Source organism: Spirosoma lacussanchae (assembly GCF_005870035.1).
Lineage (GTDB): Bacteria > Bacteroidota > Bacteroidia > Cytophagales > Spirosomataceae > Spirosoma > Spirosoma lacussanchae.
In genome coordinates, this window is sequence record NZ_SWJG01000003.1 from 157,316 (window position 1) to 176,792 (window position 19,477).

Genomic DNA, 19,477 nt, shown 5'->3' on the forward strand with positions numbered 1-19,477 from the left:
AGCGACTTTTTGGTGGTAAACGGTATGACCGAACGATCCGTAAAAAGAGCGGTCAGACCTAGAAGATATACTTGTTTTCGGCAATCATGGCGTCGGCAATCTGACGGCGGGCGTCTTTAAGATTCATCGGCTCGATTTTGGTGAACCGTTTCAGTCCCATCAGCATACCGCGCAGCTCGTCGCCTTCGGCGAAGGACGTAATGGCAGCCCGGCCAGCGTTGTTTACTTTCTCAACGGCTTCGTGGAGGTAGACCAGCGCCATTTGTTTCTGAAGGTCAACGGCGGCTTCTCCTTTGGTACCGATCAGCTTCTCGATCCGTAGCAGCACCGACTCGGCCACGTAGATTTCGATGGCCATGTCCGCTACGTTCATCAGGATTTCCTGCTCGTTGGAGAGGGTAGCCATAAATTTCTGTACGGCGGCACCGGCTACCATCAGGGCTGCTTTCTTGAGGTTCCGAAGTACTTTCTTCTCGGCAATGAACAGCCCTTCTTCTTCTTCCGCGTTGAAATCCGGAATCGACATAATCTCTTTGGCAACGGCCATAGCCGGTCCCATCAGGTCGAGTTCACCTTTCATGGCGCGCTTCAGCAGCATATCGACCACCAGCATCCGGTTGATCTCGTTCGTGCCTTCAAAGATTCGGTTGATGCGGGCGTCGCGGTAGCTCCGGTCCATCGGTGCGTCGGCCGAGTAACCCATACCTCCGTACACCTGTACGCCTTCGTCTACCACGTAGTCGAGTACTTCCGAGCCGTGCACTTTCATGATGGCACACTCAATGGCAAACTGCTCCAGCGCCTTCAGCTTGGCCGACGCATCGTCCATACCCTGCTCTTTCAAATCTTCGATCAGGTCGTCGATGTTCTGGCCGGCGCGGTAGCTGGCCGTTTCGGATGCATATACTTTGATAGCCATCTCGGCAAGTTTATGCTTGATGGCGCCAAACTGCGAAATAGGGGTTTTAAACTGCTTCCGCTCGTTCGAGTACCGGATGGCATTGTTGATCACTTCTTTCGACCCACCAATGGCGGCAACGCCCAGCTTGATTCGGCCGATATTGAGGATGTTTACGGCGATCTTGAAGCCGTTTCCACGCTCAGACAGCAGGTTCTCTACCGGCACTTTGGTGTCGTTGAAGAAGATCTGGCGCGTATCGGAGCCTTTGATTCCCATCTTATGCTCCGGCTCATTCATGGTAATTCCCTCGAATGACTTCTCGACAATGAAAGCCGACAGGTTTTTGTCTGGCTGCCCGCTGCTGTCGTCTATTTTGGCGAATACGATGTAGACATCGGCAAAACCGCCGTTGGTGATCCACATTTTCTGGCCATTCAGGATATAATGCGTACCATCTTCGCTCAGTACCGCGCGGGTCTTACCCGAGTTAGCATCTGAACCCGAGTCGGGCTCGGTCAGGCAGTAGGCGGCTTTCCACTCGCCGGTTGCCAGCTTGGGCAGGTATTTCGACTTCTGGTCGTCGTTGCCGTAGTAGACAATAGGGAGGGTACCGATACCAGTATGGGCCGACAGGGCAACCGAGAACGAGTGACCCGCACCGGTTACTTCAGCCACCAGCATGGAGGTGTTGAAATTCATGCCGAACCCGCCGTACTCTTCCGGCACACCCGTACCGAGCAAGCCCAGCTCACCGGCTTTGTCCATTAGCGACGAAATCAACTCCGGTGATTTGGCGGTATCGATCTCGTTCAGCCGCGGCCAGATTTCGCGCTCCAGAAATTCGTGGCAGGTTGCCGCAATCATCTGTTGCTCTTCGGTAAACTCTTCAGGAATGAATACCTGGGCAGCATCGGTTTCTTTAATCAAAAACTCACCACCTTTTATAGAGGCTTTGGGCTCTGTCGCAATCATAGTTAATAGGGTTGTTATGCTTGCATACTAATTTAGTACAAAGAAAAGAAGTTTGTTAATGGTATGCAAGCATACTAATAACAAAAAAAGCCGCAAAAAAGTCCTGCAAAATCTGGCTCTGTTACTAAAAGAGGGTACCGGCCTTTCAATAAATACTGCTGTGTAGCCCTGTTAACATGCAGGTAAGATATAGTGAAACTGATTACATTTGAGTGATAGGGCTAATAGTATGTTACCACAGTTATTAGGTATTAGCGCCTAATCAACTTTTTTATGATTAGACATTGGGCAGTAAGTAAAGTAGTAGGAGTTTTTCTTGTCGTAGCTACATGTAGTGAATTAGTGGTTGCCCAGTCATTGCCCGAAGTGCCTGCTGAGATTCGCTTTGGTGGCGCTACCATCTACGTAAGCGAACCGGTTCGCTACCAGATTCAGCAGGAAATCCGGCAGATCTATGCCAATCGAAGCCAGCTGGAGCAGGATGTTGATGCTCTCCGACAGTTGACTCCGCTGCTGCAACCGTATCTGGACGATGCCGATCTGGCCGTCGATTTTCGCTACGCGGCCCTGCCCTTTAGCCCTGCCGAACCTGCTTACTGGGCACTATCGCCGGCGCAGGCCTGGCGGCTAGGCTTGCGCATCGACAACGCTGTCGATACCCGATTACACCCAATGCTGGCTACCGAGGCTGTTGCTACCTACATTAGGCGTCTGCAGGAGCGGAGTCGGGGCGATGCCGTTCAGCTGCTGCTGCGGTACGTTCGCGCTGCAACCAGCGAGCCCGTTTCTGATAACACTACTACGCTGCTGGTTGAGCCAGGCAGCCCTCCACTGCTCTGGAAAATTCTGGCCCGGAAGATAGCTATCGAGCATGAGGAGCCCATCTATAAACCAGCGGCTTCGTTTGTCGTTTATCCGTACCGGAACAGCGGTGGGAAAGCGCTGGCAACCATCGCCAAACAGCTGGAACTCAGGATTGACCGGTTTTCGCCCTACAACAAATGGCTGAAAGAGCAGACCGTACCCGTGGGCGACGACTATCCGGTGCTGATCCGGCTAACGACCGACGAGTTTCCGCTGGTACGGGCTGCGTCGATGGCGGGGGCGGCCAGCCAAATGGGGGGGCTCAGAGACGTGGGATTCCCGCTGTTACTCAAAATGCCGTACCGGGAAGAAGGACTGCGGTCGTCGGCCGTTTTCTACAAAATCAACGACATGCGGGGCGTTCAGGCCCAACCCTGTGAGAACGCAATCACGCTGGCTTACTACGGCGACCTGTCGGTGAAAAAATTTCTGGATTACAATGAGTTGGCCGAACAGGACGTAATCTGGCCGGGTCAGGTCTATTACCTGGAGCGAAAGGCAAAGCGGGCCAAAGTACCATTCCATGTTGTACAGAAGAACCAGACCCTGCGCGATGTGTCGAACATGTATGGAGTGCGGCTGAGCTCGTTATTGCGGTTCAACCGGCTCGAACCCAGGCAACGGGTACGCGCCGGTCGTATTCTGTGGCTGCAAAAGAAGCGACCCAGTAACCAGCCGGTCGAGTACCAGGCGCTGCCGCTTCCCGAACCGGAGCCAGCCCCCGTTGCCGATACGCTGGTAGCCAAAAAAGAGCCCGTGCGTGCGGACACAACCGCCCAGCCGCCCGGGTTAGTAGCGCCTACGGTAACGCAGGTACCCCGTAGGCAGCCAGCTGCCGATTCAGCGGGGGCACCGCGGGTGTCCACACCCATAGCCAGGACACCGACGCCGGTGCCGACCACGATAGCTCCCGTTATCAAACAGCCACAGGACAAGGTTCGGATACACGTTGTAAAAGCGGGCCAGACGTACTACAGCATTGCGAAGATGTACAAGGTGACGCCCCAGCAATTGTACTTTTGGAATAACCTCTCCGAAAAGATTCCGCTCGAGATTGGGCAGGAGCTGGCCGTGGCGGTACCCCCCGCCCGGGGGGCAAGTCCGTCGGTTACGCCACCGGCTCCCCGGCCCGCACCGGAGCGCATCGTGAATACCTACGTTGTAGAACGGCCTGATAAAGTGACGTACCATGTGGTGAAGCCCGGACAAACGGTGTACCGGGTGGCTCTGATCAATAACGTAACCATCCCCGATCTCATGCGCTGGAACAACCTGAAGAACTACTCCATAGAAGTAGGCCAGCGGCTCATCATCCGGAAAAAACAATAATACGCTGGCATACGGAAGGCGGATCGCTGGGTCGGGTGCATCACCCGACCCAGCGATCCGCCTTCCATAAAATTCGTCTCCAATGTGTATACCGCGGTTGGGCCGGCTTAGTTAAGTCGCTCAAAAATGCCGGCCACACCCTGTCCGCCACCCACACAGGCCGAAACCATGCCGTAGGTCTGATCCTGCCGACGCATCTCATTCAGTAGCTGCACAGACAGTCGGGCTCCGGTTGAGCCAAGGGCATGGCCGAGCGCAATGGCCCCTCCATTTGGATTGATCCGGCTGCGGTCGAGGTCAAGCTCCTGAATAACGGCCAGCGACTGAGCTGCGAAGGCTTCGTTCAACTCGATCAGTTCAATGTCGTCCTGCTTGAGCCCGGCTTTTTTCAGCGCAATAGGAATAGCGGCTACCGGACCGATACCCATAATTTTTGGTTCGACCCCGGCCGATGCGTACGACATCATGCGCGCAACCGGTTTTAGCCCCAGTTCATTTACCAGCTTTTCGGACATGACCAGTACGAAAGCGGCTCCGTCGGAGGTTTGCGAAGAATTGCCAGCCGTAACAGACCCACCAGCCGCGAAGACGGGCTTTAGCTTGGCCAGCCCTTCGGCACTGGTGTCTTTACGGGGACCTTCGTCCTGCGCTACCGTCCACTCACGGGTCTTCTTTTTGTTACTGTCCGCGTCGAAATAAGTTTCGCTGACCTTGATGGGTACGATCTCATCGGTGAATTTGCCAGCGGCCTGAGCTGCCAGCGCTTTCTGGTGCGACTCATAAGCAAATTCGTCCTGAGCGTCGCGGCTGATGCCAAATTGCTGCGCAACCTGCTCAGCCGTCAGGCCCATGCCAATATAGTAATCAGGGTTCTGTTTGGCTATTTCGTAGTTGAGGGCGGTTTTCCAGCCCATCACCGGCACCAGCGACATTGACTCCGTACCCCCCGCAATGATGCAGTCGGCCAGACCCGCGTGGATCTTGGCGGAAGCAATCGCGATGGCCTCCAGCCCCGAACCGCAATAGCGGTTTATCGTAAAGCCGGGTACACTTTTGGGTAACGACAGGAGCGCAATGTACCGCGCAATCTGCATGCCCTGCTCGGCTTCCGGTACGGCATTACCAACGATAAGGTCTTCTACGCGGGCCGGATCCAGATTGGGGACCTGGCTCAGCAAATGTTTGATAACCTCAGCCGCCATGTCGTCGGGGCGAGTTAAGCGGAGACCACCACGCGGAGCTTTGCCCACAGCTGTGCGATATCCGGCAACAATGTATGCGTCCATGTTTGTCTAGATTACTGGTTAAGCAGGCATCTAGTCTATTAACTAATTGCCTGGGGGAATAATTACAAACCTACATAAAATTGTTATGCAAGCATACGGTTTAGGCCAGGTTTCGATCAGGCGCCGATCTGATGGCGTAGCGGGTACAAAAAAAGCCACTCCCTGAAGAGTGGCTTTAGCGCTTATGAAAGGCGTAATCGTTTAGAAATGGCGGTCGCCAGCTTCGCGTTTGCCCAGCATAACGGCGCCGACCATAGCCACCAGAAACAGCACTGACGCCAGCTCAAAGGGCAAAATATAGTCGCTGTAGAGCAGGTTACCGAGATTCTCGACCAGACCCGTTTTGGCGTCGAAGGTGGTAGCGTTCACGACCGGCACCTGTGCACTCTTGGCTCTGAAGATGGTAATGAGCATGACCATGAGTATGCCACCTACCACAACGGACGCCATTTTGGTCAGATTCGTTTTCGATTCTTCGTCTTCCTTCCGCAGATTCAAAAACATAATCGTAAACAGGAACAGAACCATGATAGCCCCGGCGTATACGATGATGTTGACGGCTGCCAGAAACTGAGCATTCAGCAGAATGTAATGCCCCGACAGACAAAAGAACGTTGCAATCAGTCCCAGTACGCTGTAGATCGGGTTACGGGCCGTAACCACGCTGATGGCACTCAACAGGGTCAGGGCGGTCAACGCCAGAAACAGGTAGCCTGTTGGCGTAAGTGTCTTGAAAAAAGTAATAGTCTCAGTCATGGACGTGTAATCGTTAATGGTCGGAGATTGTCATCGAAGATCGTCATGCGTAGCCTGTTTTTCTGTTAGCACAACCAGGCTACGCATGATTCTCGCAGACAAACGCTAGGTAGCGGCCCGGGTCAGGCTCGGCTCGGTTGGGGTGGCCTGTACTTCTGAGCTGGCAATACGAACGTATCGATCATCCATTTTCTCGACCAGCCGATCTTTACCGTAGATAACTTCGTCACGCTCCTGAAAAACCGGCACCATACGATCGTGCCGCAGGTAAACGGCTTGTTTGGGGCAGGCTTCTTCGCAGAGGCCGCAGAAGATGCAGCGCAGCATGTTGATCTCGTAGACGGCCGCGTACTTTTCTTCCCGGTACAGCGACTCTTCGCCTTTTTTGCGCTCAGCAGCTACCATCGAAATGGCTTCGGCCGGGCAGGCTACCGCGCAGAGCCCACAGGCAGTGCAGCGTTCGCGCCCCTGCTCATCGCGCTTCAGCACGTGGTGACCCCGGTAAATGGGGCCAAGGTACTTCTTGACCTCTGGGTATTGTATGGTCGGCTTTTTGCGAAAGAAGTGCCGGATCGTGATGGCCAGCCCGCCAATAACGGCCGGTAGGTACATCTTTTCCGCCAGCGTCATTTCCTTATTGCTGACTTGTTTTGAGCGATTCGTGAGTTGCATCGTTTAAACTGTTTGTTGTGGTACAACAGTCCGTTTGGGAGCGCGGGCAGAAGACATCACCGCCAGCACGATCATGACAATGGCAATAAGCCAGGTCGAGTATTTGAAGTTGAACAGCAGACCGGCGCCCGTGATGACCACGTTCAGAATCGACAGCGGAATAAAGGTTTTCCAGCCCAGATTCATCAGCTGGTCGTAGCGGAAACGCGGCAGCGTCCACCGAACCCACATGAAGAAGAAAATAAAGAAGAAAATCTTGCCGAAGAATACCACGACGCCAATCAGGGTAGCCACGTTATGACCTGCTACCGCGCCCAGCGAGTTTTCGAGCGCTCCGCTAACCAGATCCATGAACGGATAGTGGAAACCACCAAAATACAGGGCCGAGATAAAGGCCGACGATACGAACATGTTAATGTACTCCGCGAACAGGTAGAAACCCAGTTTCATGGAGCTGTATTCGGTATGGTAGCCGCCTACCAGCTCGGTTTCGCACTCGGGTAGGTCGAACGGTGTCCGGTTACACTCGGCAAAGGCGCAGGTCAGGAAAATAATGAACCCCAGTGGCTGCGTAAACACATTCCACTCGAAGAAGGACGCCTGCTCATCGATAATGGCCCGCAGCGACAGCGAACCCGTCATCATCAGGATGGCGATCAGCGACAGACCCAGCGCAATTTCATAGCTGATATTCTGCGAAGCCGCCCGGATAGCGCCCAGCAGGGAGAATTTGTTGTTCGAGGCCCAGCCACCGACCATGATGCCATACACGCCCAGCGATACAACCCCGAAGATGTACAGCACACCGATGTTGATTTCTATGGCCTGTACCGCTACTTCATAGTTCTTGCTATCCCAGCTGAACCGGATCGTATCGCCAAACGGAATAACCGCGCTCGACATCAGAGCCGTCAGAATAGCCAGACAGGGACCCAGAATAAACAGCCACTTGCTGGCCTGCGAAGGAATAAAGTCTTCTTTGAAGAACATTTTACCGGCATCGGCAACCGGTTGCAGCAACCCCCACGGCCCTGCCCGGTTCGGTCCGATCCGATCCTGCAGAAATGCCGCTACCTTGCGCTCGGCATACGTCGAGTACATGGCAATGAGGAGCGTTATCCCAAATACGACCAGGATAATAATCCCTTTGGTCGATAATATGGTTAAATCCATGTTTAGTAGGTTTCAATGGTTGGTTTACGTGTCGGCTCGGTTCGTACGGAAGGCCACACCCGCAATCCCAATCTGGTTAGTTTTCTGACAGATTAGCTCTCTGCGGATGGCAGCTTGGCGAAACGCTCGGGCGGCAGTTGCTGAATGCTCAGCTGCGTAGTGTCGCGCTCGTCGTGGATCGGTTTGTATTCGGCGGCTGCCAGACGCTGGCCAAAGCTGGGTTTGATGGCATCGGCGCGGTACTTGTTGGCCGAAATCACCGACGCCCGCGATACCTTCGTTGGGCCTTCAATGGTCCAGTCGCTGGTTTTCTTGGTTTCGAACCGGCAGGTGTTGCAGATGAACTCGGTTACTTCGCTCCACTCGTTTTTGCGGGCCGTTACCCGAATTACCTCGTCGCCCCGGTACCAGAGCGTCACCTTACCCGAACAGGTTGGGCAATCGCGGTGGGCGTCAACGGGCTTCGTGAACCAAACCCGATTCTTGAACCGGTACGTTTTATCGGTCAGCGCTCCTACCGGACAAACGTCGATCACGTTGCCGGAGAAGTCGTTGTCGATGGCTTTTTCAATATAGGTGCTGATTTCCGACGCGTCGCCCCGGTTCAGTACCCCGTGTACGCGCTTGTTGGTAATCTGATCGGCTGTATAGACGCAGCGATAGCACAGGATGCAGCGCGTCATGTGCAGCTGGATATACGGACCCAGATCGTTTTTCTCGAACGTCCGCCGGTCTTCTTCGTAGCGGGTGGTTGCCTTGCCGTGGTCGAACGCAAAGTTCTGCAGGTCGCATTCGCCTGCCTGATCGCAAACCGGGCAGTCGAGTGGGTGGTTCAGCAGCAGAAACTCGACAACCCCATTCCGGGCATCAATGACCTGCGGGTTGGTTGTATTTTCGACAACCATACCATCCTGAACGGGGGTCAGGCAGGAAGCTACGAGTTTGGGCATTGGCCGCGGATCTTTCTCCGAGCCGGCCGCCACCCGTACCAGACAGGCCCGGCACTTACCACCACTCCCTTTCAGCGGCTGGTAATAGCACATGGCGGGGGGCGCTACTTCCGGGCCGATTTTGCGGGCGGCCTGTAATATCGTTGTTCCCGGCTCTACCTCGACCTGAATACCGTCGATGGTAACTCTCAGCAGTTGCGGCTTTGTTTCTTCCATGTATCGTAATGCGGCTTTGAAGCCGCCGGTCAATCAGTACAGTACGGCTTTTCTGCCGTATTCGTTTAAACTAAGGCCAGGTCTCCGCGATAAACGGCACCCGGCTGGGTGGCCTCCTGCGGGTTGGTGATATGCCACATAAATTCATCACGGAAGTGGCGGATAGCACTGGCTACTGGCCAGGCTGCTGCATCGCCGAGGGGGCAGATCGTATTGCCTTCGATCTTTTTGGCTACGTCGACCAGCAGGTCGATGTCGTGCTGGTGGCCGTGACCGTGTTCGATCCGGTGCAACACCTTCTCCATCCAGCCGGTGCCTTCGCGGCAGGGGCTGCACTGACCACACGACTCGTGATGGTAGAACCGGGAGAAATTCCAGGTGTTACGCACGATACAGGACGTTTCGTCGAACACGATGAAGCCGCCCGAGCCCAGCATAGTACCCGTAGCAAACCCACCGTCCGACAGCGATTCATACGACATCAGTCGTTTTTCGCCGTTGGCCAGGGTCAGCGCGAGGTTAGCGGGCAGAATCGGCACTGATGAGCCACCCGCAACGAGGGCTTTAAACTTATGGCCCGGCCGGATGCCGCCACACCATTCGTCGGCATAGATAAAGTCTTCGACCGGAACGCCCAGCTCGATTTCGTACACGCCCGGCTTGTTGATATGACCCGAGGCCGAAATTAGTTTGGTGCCCGTGCTGCGGCCAATGCCGATACCGGCATAGGCGTCGCCCCCGTTGTTGACGATCCAGGCGGTGGTAGCAATCGACTCTACGTTGTTAACCACCGTTGGACACTGATACAGGCCTTTTACGGCCGGGAAGGGCGGTTTGTTGCGCGGGTTGCCCCGTTTGCCTTCGAGCGATTCGAGCAGGGCGGTCTCTTCGCCACAGATGTAAGCGCCACCACCGGGCTGAACAACCAGCTCAAGGTCATAGCCACTACCCAAAATATTTTTACCTAGAAATCCCTTCGCTTTTGCTTCGGCGATGGCTTTCTCGAGGATATGAATCACGTACATCAGCTCCCCGCGTACGTAGATGAACGATTTGTTGGCCCCGAGCGCAAACGACGAAATGATCATTCCCTCGATGAGCAGGTGCGGGATGTTCTTCATCAGGTAGTGATCCTTAAAGGTACCCGGCTCCGACTCGTCGGCGTTACAAACGAGATAACGCGGAACGCCTTCCGGCTTAGCCAGAAAACTCCACTTCATACCCATTGGGAAGCCTGCACCGCCCCGACCCCGAACGCCCGCCTTTTTCACTTCTTCGACAACAGCCTCCGGTGTCATCGTCTTCAGCGCTTTTTCAACGGCCGTATAGCCGCCCTGCTTCCGGTATACATCGAAAGTTTCGATGCCGGGAACGTTGATATGTTCAGTTAATATCTTGGTAGCCATGTGTGGGTTTTATTTCGACAGTTCGTCAATGATTTCGTCCACGCGCTCGTTGGTCAGGTGCATGTAATATTTTTCCCGGATCTGGAAGACCGGCCCCATGCCACAGGCCGCCAGACATTCTACTTCTTTCAGGGTAAACTGCCCGTCGACAGTAGTCTGACCGGTATCGATGCCCAGCCGTTGCTTCAGGTGAGCGTAGACCTCTTCGCCCCCCATCAGGCAGCATGGCCCCGTCCGGCAGTATTCGATTACGTGCTTGCCAACCGGCTGGAGGTGGTACATCGTATAGAACGACGCAACCTCGTACACTTCGATGGGTTCGATGTTGAGCAGACTCGCCACGTAATCCATACCTTCGGGGCTGGTCCAGCCTTCCTGCTCCTGCAGCAGATGCAGTAGGGGAAGCAGCGCTGATTTTTGTTTTCCTTCGGGATAACGGGCAATGATTTCCTGCACCTTGGCCAGCCGCTCCGGTGTGAATTGTATGGTGGGTTTGCTCTCGGTTGTCATAGGTATCCGTAAATTAAGCGTCTAACTCGCCCGCAATCACGTTCATGCTACTCATGATTACGATGGCGTCGGAAAGAGTAAGGCCTTTGCACATTTCGGGATAGGCCTGGTAATAAATGAAACACGGACGGCGGAAGTGCAGCCGGTACGGAGCGCGACCCCCATCGCTGATGAGGTAAAAACCCAACTCACCGTTACCACCTTCTACGGCGTGGTAAACTTCACCCACCGGGGCGTCGATCTCGCCCATCACGATCTTGAAGTGATAAATGAGCGCTTCCATGTTTTTATATACTTCCTGCTTGGGCGGCAGGTAGTACTGCGGAGCATCGGCAAAGTGGGGACCTTCGGGCAGGTTGTTGATGGCCTGCTCCAGAATGCGCAGACTCTGCCACATTTCTTCGTTACGAACCATAAACCGGTCGTAAGTATCGCCACTCTGACCAACCGGAATATCGAACTCGAAATCCTGATACGACGAATACGGATTCATGACCCGCACGTCGTAATCGACCCCGGCTGCCCGCAGGTTTGGGCCCGTGAAACCGTAGCTCAGGGCACGCTCGGCCGTAATACCACCTACGCCCACGACGCGGTCCATAAAGATCCGGTTGCGATTGAAGAGGTTTTCGAACTCGGTCAGGACTTTCCGAAAGCGCGGAATTAGTTCTTTAATCTTACGGATGGCGGTAGGCGACAGGTCGCGCTCCATACCGCCGATGCGACCCATGTTGGTGGTCAGGCGGGCTCCGCAAACTTCTTCGTAAATTTCGTAGATGTTTTCACGCTCCTGATAGATGTACAGGAAGCCCGTAAACGCACCCGTATCAACGCCCAGAATCCCGTTGCAGATCAAGTGGTCGGCCAGGCGTGCCAGCTCCATCATAATGACCCGGATGTACTGAGCCCGCTTGGGTACTTCTACGCCAAGCAGCTTCTCTACCGTCATGTGCCAGCCCATGTTGTTAATGGGCGACGAGCAGTAGTTCATCCGGTCGGTCAGGGTCGTGATCTGATAAAAGGGTCGCCGTTCGGCAATTTTCTCGAACGCCCGGTGAATGTATCCAATCGTCTGTTCACCCGATACGATTTTCTCCCCGTCCATCTGCAGCACGTTCTGGAAGATACCGTGGGTAGCGGGGTGCGTTGGGCCGAGGTTGAGCGTAGTCAACTCGTTGACGTATTGAACCGGTCCCTGTTCGGCAGGCAGGTTCTTCTTGGCTATATCTAGTTCTTCAGAAACCATGTGTGATTGAGTGAGTGGGCGATTGAGCGATTGAGTGAGAGGCAAACGCGACTCCATACTCAACCACTCAATCACTCAGTAGTTATCGTCCAAACAAAGCGTCAATCTTGTCTTCGCGCGTGGCGTCCTCGAGCGGGTACTGCTTGCGCATAGGGTGATAATCCATCTCCTCCATGTTCAAAATCCGGCGCAGGTCGGGGTGACCATCAAAAATGACGCCGAACAGATCGAAGGTTTCGCGCTCCATCCAGTTGGCGCTCGCAAACAGGGGCGTCAGCGTGGGAATATGAATATCGTCTTCGGCCAGATAGACCTTGATTCGCAGCCGGAAGTTGTTGGTGAGGCTATGCAGATGGTACACAACACAAAACTCCCGACCGGCGGAGTCAGGATAATGAATAGCCGTGATGTCGGTCAGAAAGCTGAACTGGTAAGTTGTATGCTCGTTCAGGAACCGAACCAACGGAACGATCTGGTCGCGGCTGGCCGTGAAGGTTAACAGGTCGAACGGATCGTCGAATTCACCGACGGCTTCTCCAAATTGATTGATGATGGTCTGCGCAACTTCTTCGTTGGTCAGCATTTCTGGCAGTGGGTGAATGAGCGAACAACCGGGCTGGTGGCAGAGTCGGCGCGTGGTACTACCACACCGAGCAGCTCGACAACCCGATCGGGCGCTGTTTATTGAATGCTATACGAATTGAGCAATTTCTGGTACTCTTCAGTATTTCGCCGACGCAGCGATTCGTTCTTGGCCAGTTCCTGCACCTGCATGACGCCGTCCAGAATCTGTTCGGGGCGAGGGGGGCAGCCCGGTACGTACACGTCGACGGGAATAATACGGTCGATACCCTGCAGTACGCTGTAGGTATCAAAAATACCACCGCTCGACGCACAGGCACCGATGGCAATAACCCAGCGTGGTTCGGCCATCTGCAGATAAACCTGTTTCACCACAGGTGCCATTTTCTTGGCAATTGTGCCGGCTACCAGCAGCATATCGGCCTGGCGTGGCGAGAAGCTGGGCCGCTCCGAACCGAACCGGGCCAAATCATAATGCGAGGCCATGGTCGACATGAATTCGATGCCACAGCAGGAGGTCGCAAACGGCAACGGCCAGAGCGAATTGGCGCGGGCCAGACCAATGATTTTATCGAACGAAGTAGCCGAAAATCCAGGTCCGTCGTAACTCGCCGGGGCCTCGGCCAATTTGATGTCAGTTGCCATACATTACGTTGCAGTTAGTTACTGTAACAACGAATAAATATGTTTGAAAATTCATTTATCGACCTTATTCCCACTTCAATACACCCTTTCGGATGATGTAGTAGAAACCAGCCAGCAACAGCCCCATAAAAAGAACCATTTCAATGAAGCCGGTCATGCCCAGCCCTTTGAAGTTAACGGCCCATGGGTAGAGGAAGATTACCTCCACGTCGAACAGAACGAACAGGATGGCAATCAGGAAATACTTGATGGAAATCGGCGTGCGGGCATCTCCCTGAACAGGAATACCACACTCGAACGGATCGTCCTTTTTCACACTGTTCCGCTTGGGGCCAATCGAGTGCGTTACAATCATGGTTGTAACGATAAATCCCAAGGCTAAGCCCAGCTGAATCAGCACCGGCAGATAGTCGGCAGGCACGTAGGTTGTATCCATATAATTTATTGATAGAGAACCCTGCAAAGGTAGTGATAAAACTATTAAGCGTTGTGCTTCACAACCGCCAACAACCGCAGCGAATAGTCTTCCAAAGATACGACACCAGCGTTGTTTACGCAATTACAGCGCTTCGCTGATCGGTGAAGAAACACGAAACGCCCTCCGGTCAGGGAAGGCGTTTCGGCATTTGTACAGGATCAGCTTATCGATTGATGATTACCCGCTGCGACACGTCGAAACCCGCCGATCGGACCCGGATGATATAAACCCCCTGCGACAGGCTCGATAAGTCGACGGATTTCCGTTCATCGAGTATAGGAACAACCGTGCCGAAGATTCGACGGCCCATCAGCGAGAAGACCTGAACATCTGCATTGCGCAGGTTTTCGGCCGTTTCGATCGTTACCTTACCGTCGCTCGATGGGTTCGGGTAAACGGTCAGTCCGCCGTTCGACAGGTCGAATACAAAAGGCTTGGGCGCGCTGAAATCCGAAGTGCAGGTCAGATTACTGGTTCCCAGAACGTAGTTGGTCCGGGCCCGCACAGCGTAGTCGGCCGACACAACGACTTTAACGGTCGCTGTATTCTGAGGAAGAAGCTGGTTGGCCCGTCGCCAGTCGAACAGATCTGACTGCCCCCCCGTGGGCGCGGGCAATATTGCCTGCAGAGTATAGGCCCCCACTTGCTCGATGGTAGGCACGGCCGGCTTCTGCCGTACGGTCAGGCTGACGGACGACGACTGGCCGGAGCGGCAGCCGTAGACGTTGACGGCCTGTAGCGAATAGTTGCCGGCCTGAGTCAGACGGATAGTCGGGGTGGTGGCTCCATTGCTCCAGACGGCCATGCTGTTGGTGGCGGTATTGGCCACGAGTGTTAACGACGAGTCGGTACAGACTTGCAGCTGACTGCTGGCGGGCCGCCCTTCCTGCCCCGACACCGAGATGGTTGGGGTGCCCGGCTGGATGGTTCCCTGCACATCGATAACCGGTGAGAGGTAGGTATTGCCGTTACGGTCTTTGAGCGTTGCCCGATAGCGACCCGGCTGCGTCACGTTGATGGTTCGGCCGGTTTGGCCGGTATTCCAGCTGTACGACTGGTATAGATTGGGCAGCGTTACGGTCAGGGCGTTGTTGCTACTGGCGCAGGTGACTGTAGCGGCCGGCGGAGGGAGTGGCGGGAGGGGTCTTGAACTGGCGAAGAATACGGAGTTCAGACTTTCAAACCAGGCCTGACCCAGTTGCCGGAGCCCATCGCCCCCGAAGTGTACTTCGCCCTCGTACCGGGGGACCTGAATATTATCTGTAAAAGGCCCGGCAAATACGTTGTTGTTGAAGGTGTTGATAACGTCGTTCTGCGCCTGGATAATGTCCTGGCTGACTTTACCCGTATTGTACGAAGACCGGGCCAGTACCCAGGCCGGATAACGCTCGGTATCGGAGCGGGTCTTGTTGACCAGATACTGCATGTCGCGACCGTAGGCCTGTCGGGTCGAGTTCAGGGGCACGTTGTCATTTTCGCCCTGCTGCCAGAGTACAGCCCGCAGGCCCTGTAGCGAACAGTAATAACGAAGAGCAATTACCAGGTTAGCATAGGGCATACCCGGCGGAAAATTCTCGTTGGGTGTTCCGAGCGCGAAAATGTTTTTGGTAATCTGCCCGTCGGCACTTTCGCGCCAGTTTTTGATGACGGTAGCCTGCCAGGCAGTATTGATGAACAGGACCGGAACCTGATACTGTCGGGCAATCAGGTCGCCGAGTACGCCCCAGCACCAGGCACTTTGGCCGCGGGGACCGATAAGGGAGGTGGCGCTCAATTGCTGAAAGGTCGGCGCTGGCGGATCGTTGAGCGAGTTGGCCGTTGTGTTATCGTAGGTAACGCAGTTAACCCGGTCGTCTGAAGCGCCGGTAGCGCCAAAGTTCTGGAAGCCCTGGGCGTTGGATTGGCCGGTGATGATAAACACCTCGCCCACGCCGACCTTCCGAACCACGTCGGAGCCAACCAGCACCCCTCTGTAGAAAGCCTGCGCTTCGAGCCGGTACCAGCCGCCCCGCACCCGGATAGCCCCCTGGAACAGTCCCCCCTGAACGTTTCGTTGAATCGTTACCCAGTCGGTGTTTACCCCCTGCCCGGCCGCTTCGGCCTGAACCCGCGCCTGAACGCTGTCGACGGGCTGGTAATAGTTACCCGACAGAAAAATAGTGCTTGTGTTATCGTTCTCCCGCTGGAAAACGGCCCGGCTCTCAGGATAGGTGATTTTGATACTCTGCCCAAAGGTGGGTATCCACTGTAGCCCCGCCAGTGCCAGCATCAAACTGCCCCTCACTAGTAATCTCTGTAGAAAATAATGCTTGTTCATTCGATGCCTGTAAGCGGCCATTTCTGCTATTCACTTGCTAGACTATATACTTACCAGCCAATTCACAGCAAAAATCAGACCCTGTTCAATCTATGGCCTTCCGGGAAATACGTATCCCGGTAAAATGCAAAAATAAGGCTAATTTCAATGATTGAACGGTCAGTTTGGCAATAATATTACAAGCCCAGAATAATTCGTTTTGAAATGTCGAAGTCGGCTGCCTGCAGGCGCAATACGTAGCTACCCGATGGAACACCTGTTAATTCGAGCTGCTTCCGCTCGTCGAACAGGGGAACCCTATACGTCGAAATAATCTGCCCCGTTAGTGAGTACACCGTTACTGACACGTTGGAGTGATTTTCCAGCGTTTCGAGCACCACCCTCTTATCAGGGCTGGGGTTAGGATAAATGCTAACTCCCCCGTTGCTGAGGTCGATGGTGAACGATAGCGGAGCCGACGGTGCAGAGAAACAGGTTAGCGAGTTTGAGTAAACGATCGACGCCCGCGCGGTGTAGTTGCCGGCCTGATTGGCTTTGATGATGCCCGTCTGTACGGCCAGCGAATCAGCGTTCCGGCGCCAGCGGAACTCCGTCCCGTTGGTCGAGCTTACGGCTTCGAGGGTGTAGGTACCAATCTGATTGACGGATGGCGCCGGTGGTAACGGACGGGTAGCCACGGTCAGACTACCCGCCTGAGCCGATACACAGCCGTTTACGTCCCGTACGCGAGCCGAATAACCACCGGGCTGGCTGGTCGTGATGCTGGCTGTAGAATCGCCGGTGCTCCAGAAAACGGTGAAAGGACCATCGACGCGCAGGGTGATCCGGTCACCTTCGCAGATGGTTGATGGTTTATTGGTCAGGATGGTTGGCGTAGCAGGTAATGGGTTGGCCCGTACAACGATAATGGGCGAATAGGGCGACAGGCAACCGTTCTGATCGCGGGCCTGTACGGCATAATTACCACTCGAATTGACCGTGATCGATTTAGTGGTTTGCCCGCTGGCCCATACCACGTCGAAGGGGCTGGTCGAGTTTAGCGTTACCCGGTTGCCTTCGCAGAAGGTAGTTGGGCCGGCCGCCGTAACCGTTGGGGTGGGCGGTAGCGGGTTAACCGATACGGTGATCACATCTGAGTTGACCGAAGCACAGCCAAACTGATTGCGTACCTGTAGCGAGTAATTGCCGGACTGGTTCACCGTAATGGCGCGGGTTGTCTGGCCGTTGCTCCAGGTATAGGCGGTGTTTTCCTGAGCCGTCAGCGTTACGTTTCGGTCGGCGCAGAACGTGGTCGGGCCGTTGGTTGCAACGGTCGGTTTGGCAGGTACCGGATTGGCGGTTACCGCTACGGTATTCGACGCGAAGGAGGTACAGCCGTTCTGGTCAGTAACGGTCAGGAAATAGTTGCCTGATGTGCCTACCGTAATGGCTTTATCCCGCTGGCCGGAGCTCCAGTTGTACTGAACATTATCGCTGCTGGCCCGCAATACGGTATTGTCGCCCTGACAGAACGTGGTAGGTCGTTCGTTAGCTACCGTAGGCGTTGCCGGGAGCGGATTAACCGACAGGTTGATGGTATTGGAGGTAAAAGTACAGCCACTCACATCGGCATAGCGAACCGAGTATGCCCCGGCTGTCGATGTGCTGAAGGTACGGCTGGTGGTTCCGGTATTGTCTCCTCCTCTGAACCAGGTAACATTGTCGTAATTGGAAGTCAGCGCCAGACTACTGCCAATACAGATGGACGGCGGTCGGTTATCCGCAACGGCTGCGACGGGAGCATCGGATATGCGCACCTGTCCGGAAAAGAATGTATTGCCCAGGGCGTCTTTGATTTTTGCCTGATACAGACCCGCACCCCGGGTAATGCTACGCCCGGTTTCGCCCGACGTCCACTGAACAGTCGGGAAATCGCCATTGACCGTTACGGTCAAATTGTTGTTCGACGCGCAGGCTACTGACAGGGTAGGGGCTGCGGCCGGTCCGATGGGATTGGCCTGCTGAAAGAACGCATCGGTCATGCTATTATTCCAGGCATTGGCTACCTCAACCAGGCCGTCATTGTCGAAGTGAACACCTTCGATGTCGTTAAGCGGGGGCCGCAGACGAGGTACCTGAATGTTATCCGTGTTGGGTCCGGCAAATACGTTGGCTGTTGATGCGATCACCTGATTCTGAGCCCCAATGATGGTCGGATTGCTCAAGCCGATGTAATCGCCATACGTAGCCCGGGCCACCATCCAGGGCACGTTTCGGCCAAAATCCTGACGGCTCTGACTAATCACAATCTGTAGCTGACTCACGTAGAAGCTCTGCTGCGACTTAATCAGGTTGTCAGCTTCGCCCTGATGCCATAGTACTGCCCGGCAACCCAGCGTGTTGGCGTAGTACTGAAGCGCAATTTTCAGGTTAATATATGGCTGGCGGTTCGGGTAGGGATCACCGTTGTAAACACCGTAGGCGATACCCCCGTCGGGAGCGCTCTGGCTCCAATTCTGCACGGCGGTTCCGGTAAAGGCTGCGTTGAAGAACATAACCGGCACCCGAAGCCGTTTCACCAGAATATCACCCAGCTGGCCCCAGCACCAGCTACCCGTACCACGCGGAGCAATGGTAAAACCTGGCGAGTTATCCAGCCGCGTGAATTCGGGTTTAGGCGGGTCGTTCGGAAAGCCATTGTCCGGATAGCGGTAGTTGACACAGTTGACCAGATCATTACCGGGGTTTGGGGCGCTCTGGTGAACCCCCTGCGCGTTTGACTGGCCCGCAATCACAAATACTTCTCCAATCCCTACCCGTTCAACCTGCGCAGTACCTACCTGCTGATCGCCACTCATGCCGCGCACTTCCAGGTTGTACCAGCCCCCCTGTCCGGACAGATCACCGGCAAAGACGCCACCCGTTGGGTTTCCCTGAATGATACGCCAGTCGGTAGAGCTGCCAACGCCATCCCGCGCAATCAGCCGGGCTTCTACCCGTGTGATGGGAGCGGTATAGTAGCCTGAGACCCGAATGGTAGCCTGGTTCGCGTTACTACGCTGAAACACCGCCCGTGTGGTCGGAAACGAAATCTGAATCTGAGCTATCGTTGCAAGCGGAATAAACAGGCAAACCGTCAGAACAAACGCTACGGATAAGTTCTTCATAAGTAGTTTAAATGACAGGTTGGCAGCC

15 protein-coding genes are annotated in these 19,477 nt (G+C 54.8%); 1 reads left to right on the plus strand and 14 read right to left on the minus strand.

The window, feature by feature from the left end; genetic code table 11:
* Positions 1-58: 58 nt before the first annotated feature.
* A complete protein-coding gene (locus FBR45_RS13925) occupies positions 59-1,873 on the minus strand; it encodes an acyl-CoA dehydrogenase family protein (RefSeq protein ID WP_138503361.1) in 1,815 nt (604 codons plus the stop codon).
* A gap of 273 nt (positions 1,874-2,146) precedes the next feature.
* Between FBR45_RS13925 and FBR45_RS13930 the strand changes: the two genes are divergently transcribed.
* A complete protein-coding gene (locus FBR45_RS13930; protein WP_138503363.1) occupies positions 2,147-4,066 on the plus strand; it encodes a LysM peptidoglycan-binding domain-containing protein in 1,920 nt (639 codons plus the stop codon).
* Between the two features lie 107 nt (positions 4,067-4,173).
* Here FBR45_RS13930 and FBR45_RS13935 read toward each other — a convergent pair whose 3' ends face one another.
* From FBR45_RS13935 to FBR45_RS13995, 13 genes are all read right to left on the minus strand, one after another.
* On the minus strand, positions 4,174-5,352 hold the full coding sequence (locus FBR45_RS13935) for an acetyl-CoA C-acyltransferase (protein ID WP_077923056.1): 1,179 nt from the start codon (positions 5,350-5,352) through the stop codon (positions 4,174-4,176).
* A gap of 201 nt (positions 5,353-5,553) precedes the next feature.
* The gene (locus FBR45_RS13940; protein WP_077923057.1) at positions 5,554-6,108 is read right to left on the minus strand and encodes an NADH-quinone oxidoreductase subunit J family protein; all 555 of its coding nucleotides are present in this window, start codon (positions 6,106-6,108) and stop codon (positions 5,554-5,556) included.
* Between the two features lie 105 nt (positions 6,109-6,213).
* Positions 6,214-6,780: a NuoI/complex I 23 kDa subunit family protein gene (locus FBR45_RS13945; RefSeq protein WP_077923058.1), complete on the minus strand. Its 567-nt coding sequence runs from the start codon at positions 6,778-6,780 to the stop codon at positions 6,214-6,216.
* A 3-nt stretch (positions 6,781-6,783) separates the two neighbouring features.
* Positions 6,784-7,953 (minus strand): NADH-quinone oxidoreductase subunit NuoH, encoded by a 1,170-nt coding sequence (nuoH, locus tag FBR45_RS13950; RefSeq protein WP_138503365.1) that lies wholly within the window; start codon positions 7,951-7,953, stop codon positions 6,784-6,786.
* Positions 7,954-8,045: 92 nt separating this feature from the next.
* Positions 8,046-9,119: a 2Fe-2S iron-sulfur cluster-binding protein gene (locus FBR45_RS13955; RefSeq protein WP_138503367.1), complete on the minus strand. Its 1,074-nt coding sequence runs from the start codon at positions 9,117-9,119 to the stop codon at positions 8,046-8,048.
* Positions 9,120-9,184: 65 nt separating this feature from the next.
* Positions 9,185-10,525, minus strand: a complete 1,341-nt coding sequence (gene nuoF, locus FBR45_RS13960; protein ID WP_138503369.1) for an NADH-quinone oxidoreductase subunit NuoF — start codon at positions 10,523-10,525, stop codon at positions 9,185-9,187.
* A 9-nt stretch (positions 10,526-10,534) separates the two neighbouring features.
* A complete protein-coding gene (gene nuoE / locus FBR45_RS13965; protein ID WP_129603173.1) occupies positions 10,535-11,035 on the minus strand; it encodes an NADH-quinone oxidoreductase subunit NuoE in 501 nt (166 codons plus the stop codon).
* A 13-nt stretch (positions 11,036-11,048) separates the two neighbouring features.
* The gene (gene nuoD / locus FBR45_RS13970; RefSeq protein WP_138503371.1) at positions 11,049-12,281 is read right to left on the minus strand and encodes an NADH dehydrogenase (quinone) subunit D; all 1,233 of its coding nucleotides are present in this window, start codon (positions 12,279-12,281) and stop codon (positions 11,049-11,051) included.
* Between the two features lie 82 nt (positions 12,282-12,363).
* Positions 12,364-12,864, minus strand: coding sequence for an NADH-quinone oxidoreductase subunit C (locus FBR45_RS13975; protein ID WP_138503373.1), 501 nt, complete (start codon positions 12,862-12,864; stop codon positions 12,364-12,366).
* Positions 12,865-12,962: 98 nt separating this feature from the next.
* Positions 12,963-13,508: an NADH-quinone oxidoreductase subunit B gene (locus tag FBR45_RS13980; RefSeq protein ID WP_077923065.1), complete on the minus strand. Its 546-nt coding sequence runs from the start codon at positions 13,506-13,508 to the stop codon at positions 12,963-12,965.
* 64 nt (positions 13,509-13,572) lie between these two features.
* On the minus strand, positions 13,573-13,944 hold the full coding sequence (locus FBR45_RS13985) for an NADH-quinone oxidoreductase subunit A (RefSeq protein WP_077923066.1): 372 nt from the start codon (positions 13,942-13,944) through the stop codon (positions 13,573-13,575).
* Positions 13,945-14,149: 205 nt separating this feature from the next.
* Entirely contained in the window at positions 14,150-16,255 is a 2,106-nt protein-coding gene (locus FBR45_RS13990) for a T9SS type A sorting domain-containing protein (protein WP_246082263.1), read from the minus strand.
* Positions 16,256-16,479: 224 nt separating this feature from the next.
* Positions 16,480-19,449: a T9SS type A sorting domain-containing protein gene (locus tag FBR45_RS13995; protein ID WP_138503377.1), complete on the minus strand. Its 2,970-nt coding sequence runs from the start codon at positions 19,447-19,449 to the stop codon at positions 16,480-16,482.
* Positions 19,450-19,477 lie beyond the last annotated feature (28 nt).

Bases quoted from the DNA above. Each gene is read 5' to 3' on its own strand.
- FBR45_RS13975 (WP_138503373.1), bottom strand. From the start codon at position 12,864: ATGCTGACCAACGAAGAAGTTGCGCAGACCATCATCAATCAATTTGGA.
- FBR45_RS13990 (WP_246082263.1), bottom strand. From the start codon at position 16,255: ATGCTGGCACTGGCGGGGCTACAGTGGATACCCACCTTTGGGCAGAGT.
- FBR45_RS13955 (WP_138503367.1), bottom strand. From the start codon at position 9,119: ATGGAAGAAACAAAGCCGCAACTGCTGAGAGTTACCATCGACGGTATT.
- FBR45_RS13930 (WP_138503363.1), top strand. From the start codon at position 2,147: ATGATTAGACATTGGGCAGTAAGTAAAGTAGTAGGAGTTTTTCTTGTC.
- FBR45_RS13995 (WP_138503377.1), bottom strand. From the start codon at position 19,449: ATGAAGAACTTATCCGTAGCGTTTGTTCTGACGGTTTGCCTGTTTATT.
- nuoE (WP_129603173.1), bottom strand. From the start codon at position 11,035: ATGACAACCGAGAGCAAACCCACCATACAATTCACACCGGAGCGGCTG.
- nuoH (WP_138503365.1), bottom strand. From the start codon at position 7,953: ATGGATTTAACCATATTATCGACCAAAGGGATTATTATCCTGGTCGTA.
- FBR45_RS13935 (WP_077923056.1), bottom strand. From the start codon at position 5,352: ATGGACGCATACATTGTTGCCGGATATCGCACAGCTGTGGGCAAAGCT.
- FBR45_RS13945 (WP_077923058.1), bottom strand. From the start codon at position 6,780: ATGCAACTCACGAATCGCTCAAAACAAGTCAGCAATAAGGAAATGACG.
- nuoF (WP_138503369.1), bottom strand. From the start codon at position 10,525: ATGGCTACCAAGATATTAACTGAACATATCAACGTTCCCGGCATCGAA.
- FBR45_RS13940 (WP_077923057.1), bottom strand. From the start codon at position 6,108: ATGACTGAGACTATTACTTTTTTCAAGACACTTACGCCAACAGGCTAC.
- nuoD (WP_138503371.1), bottom strand. From the start codon at position 12,281: ATGGTTTCTGAAGAACTAGATATAGCCAAGAAGAACCTGCCTGCCGAA.
- FBR45_RS13980 (WP_077923065.1), bottom strand. From the start codon at position 13,508: ATGGCAACTGACATCAAATTGGCCGAGGCCCCGGCGAGTTACGACGGA.
- FBR45_RS13925 (WP_138503361.1), bottom strand. From the start codon at position 1,873: ATGATTGCGACAGAGCCCAAAGCCTCTATAAAAGGTGGTGAGTTTTTG.
- FBR45_RS13985 (WP_077923066.1), bottom strand. From the start codon at position 13,944: ATGGATACAACCTACGTGCCTGCCGACTATCTGCCGGTGCTGATTCAG.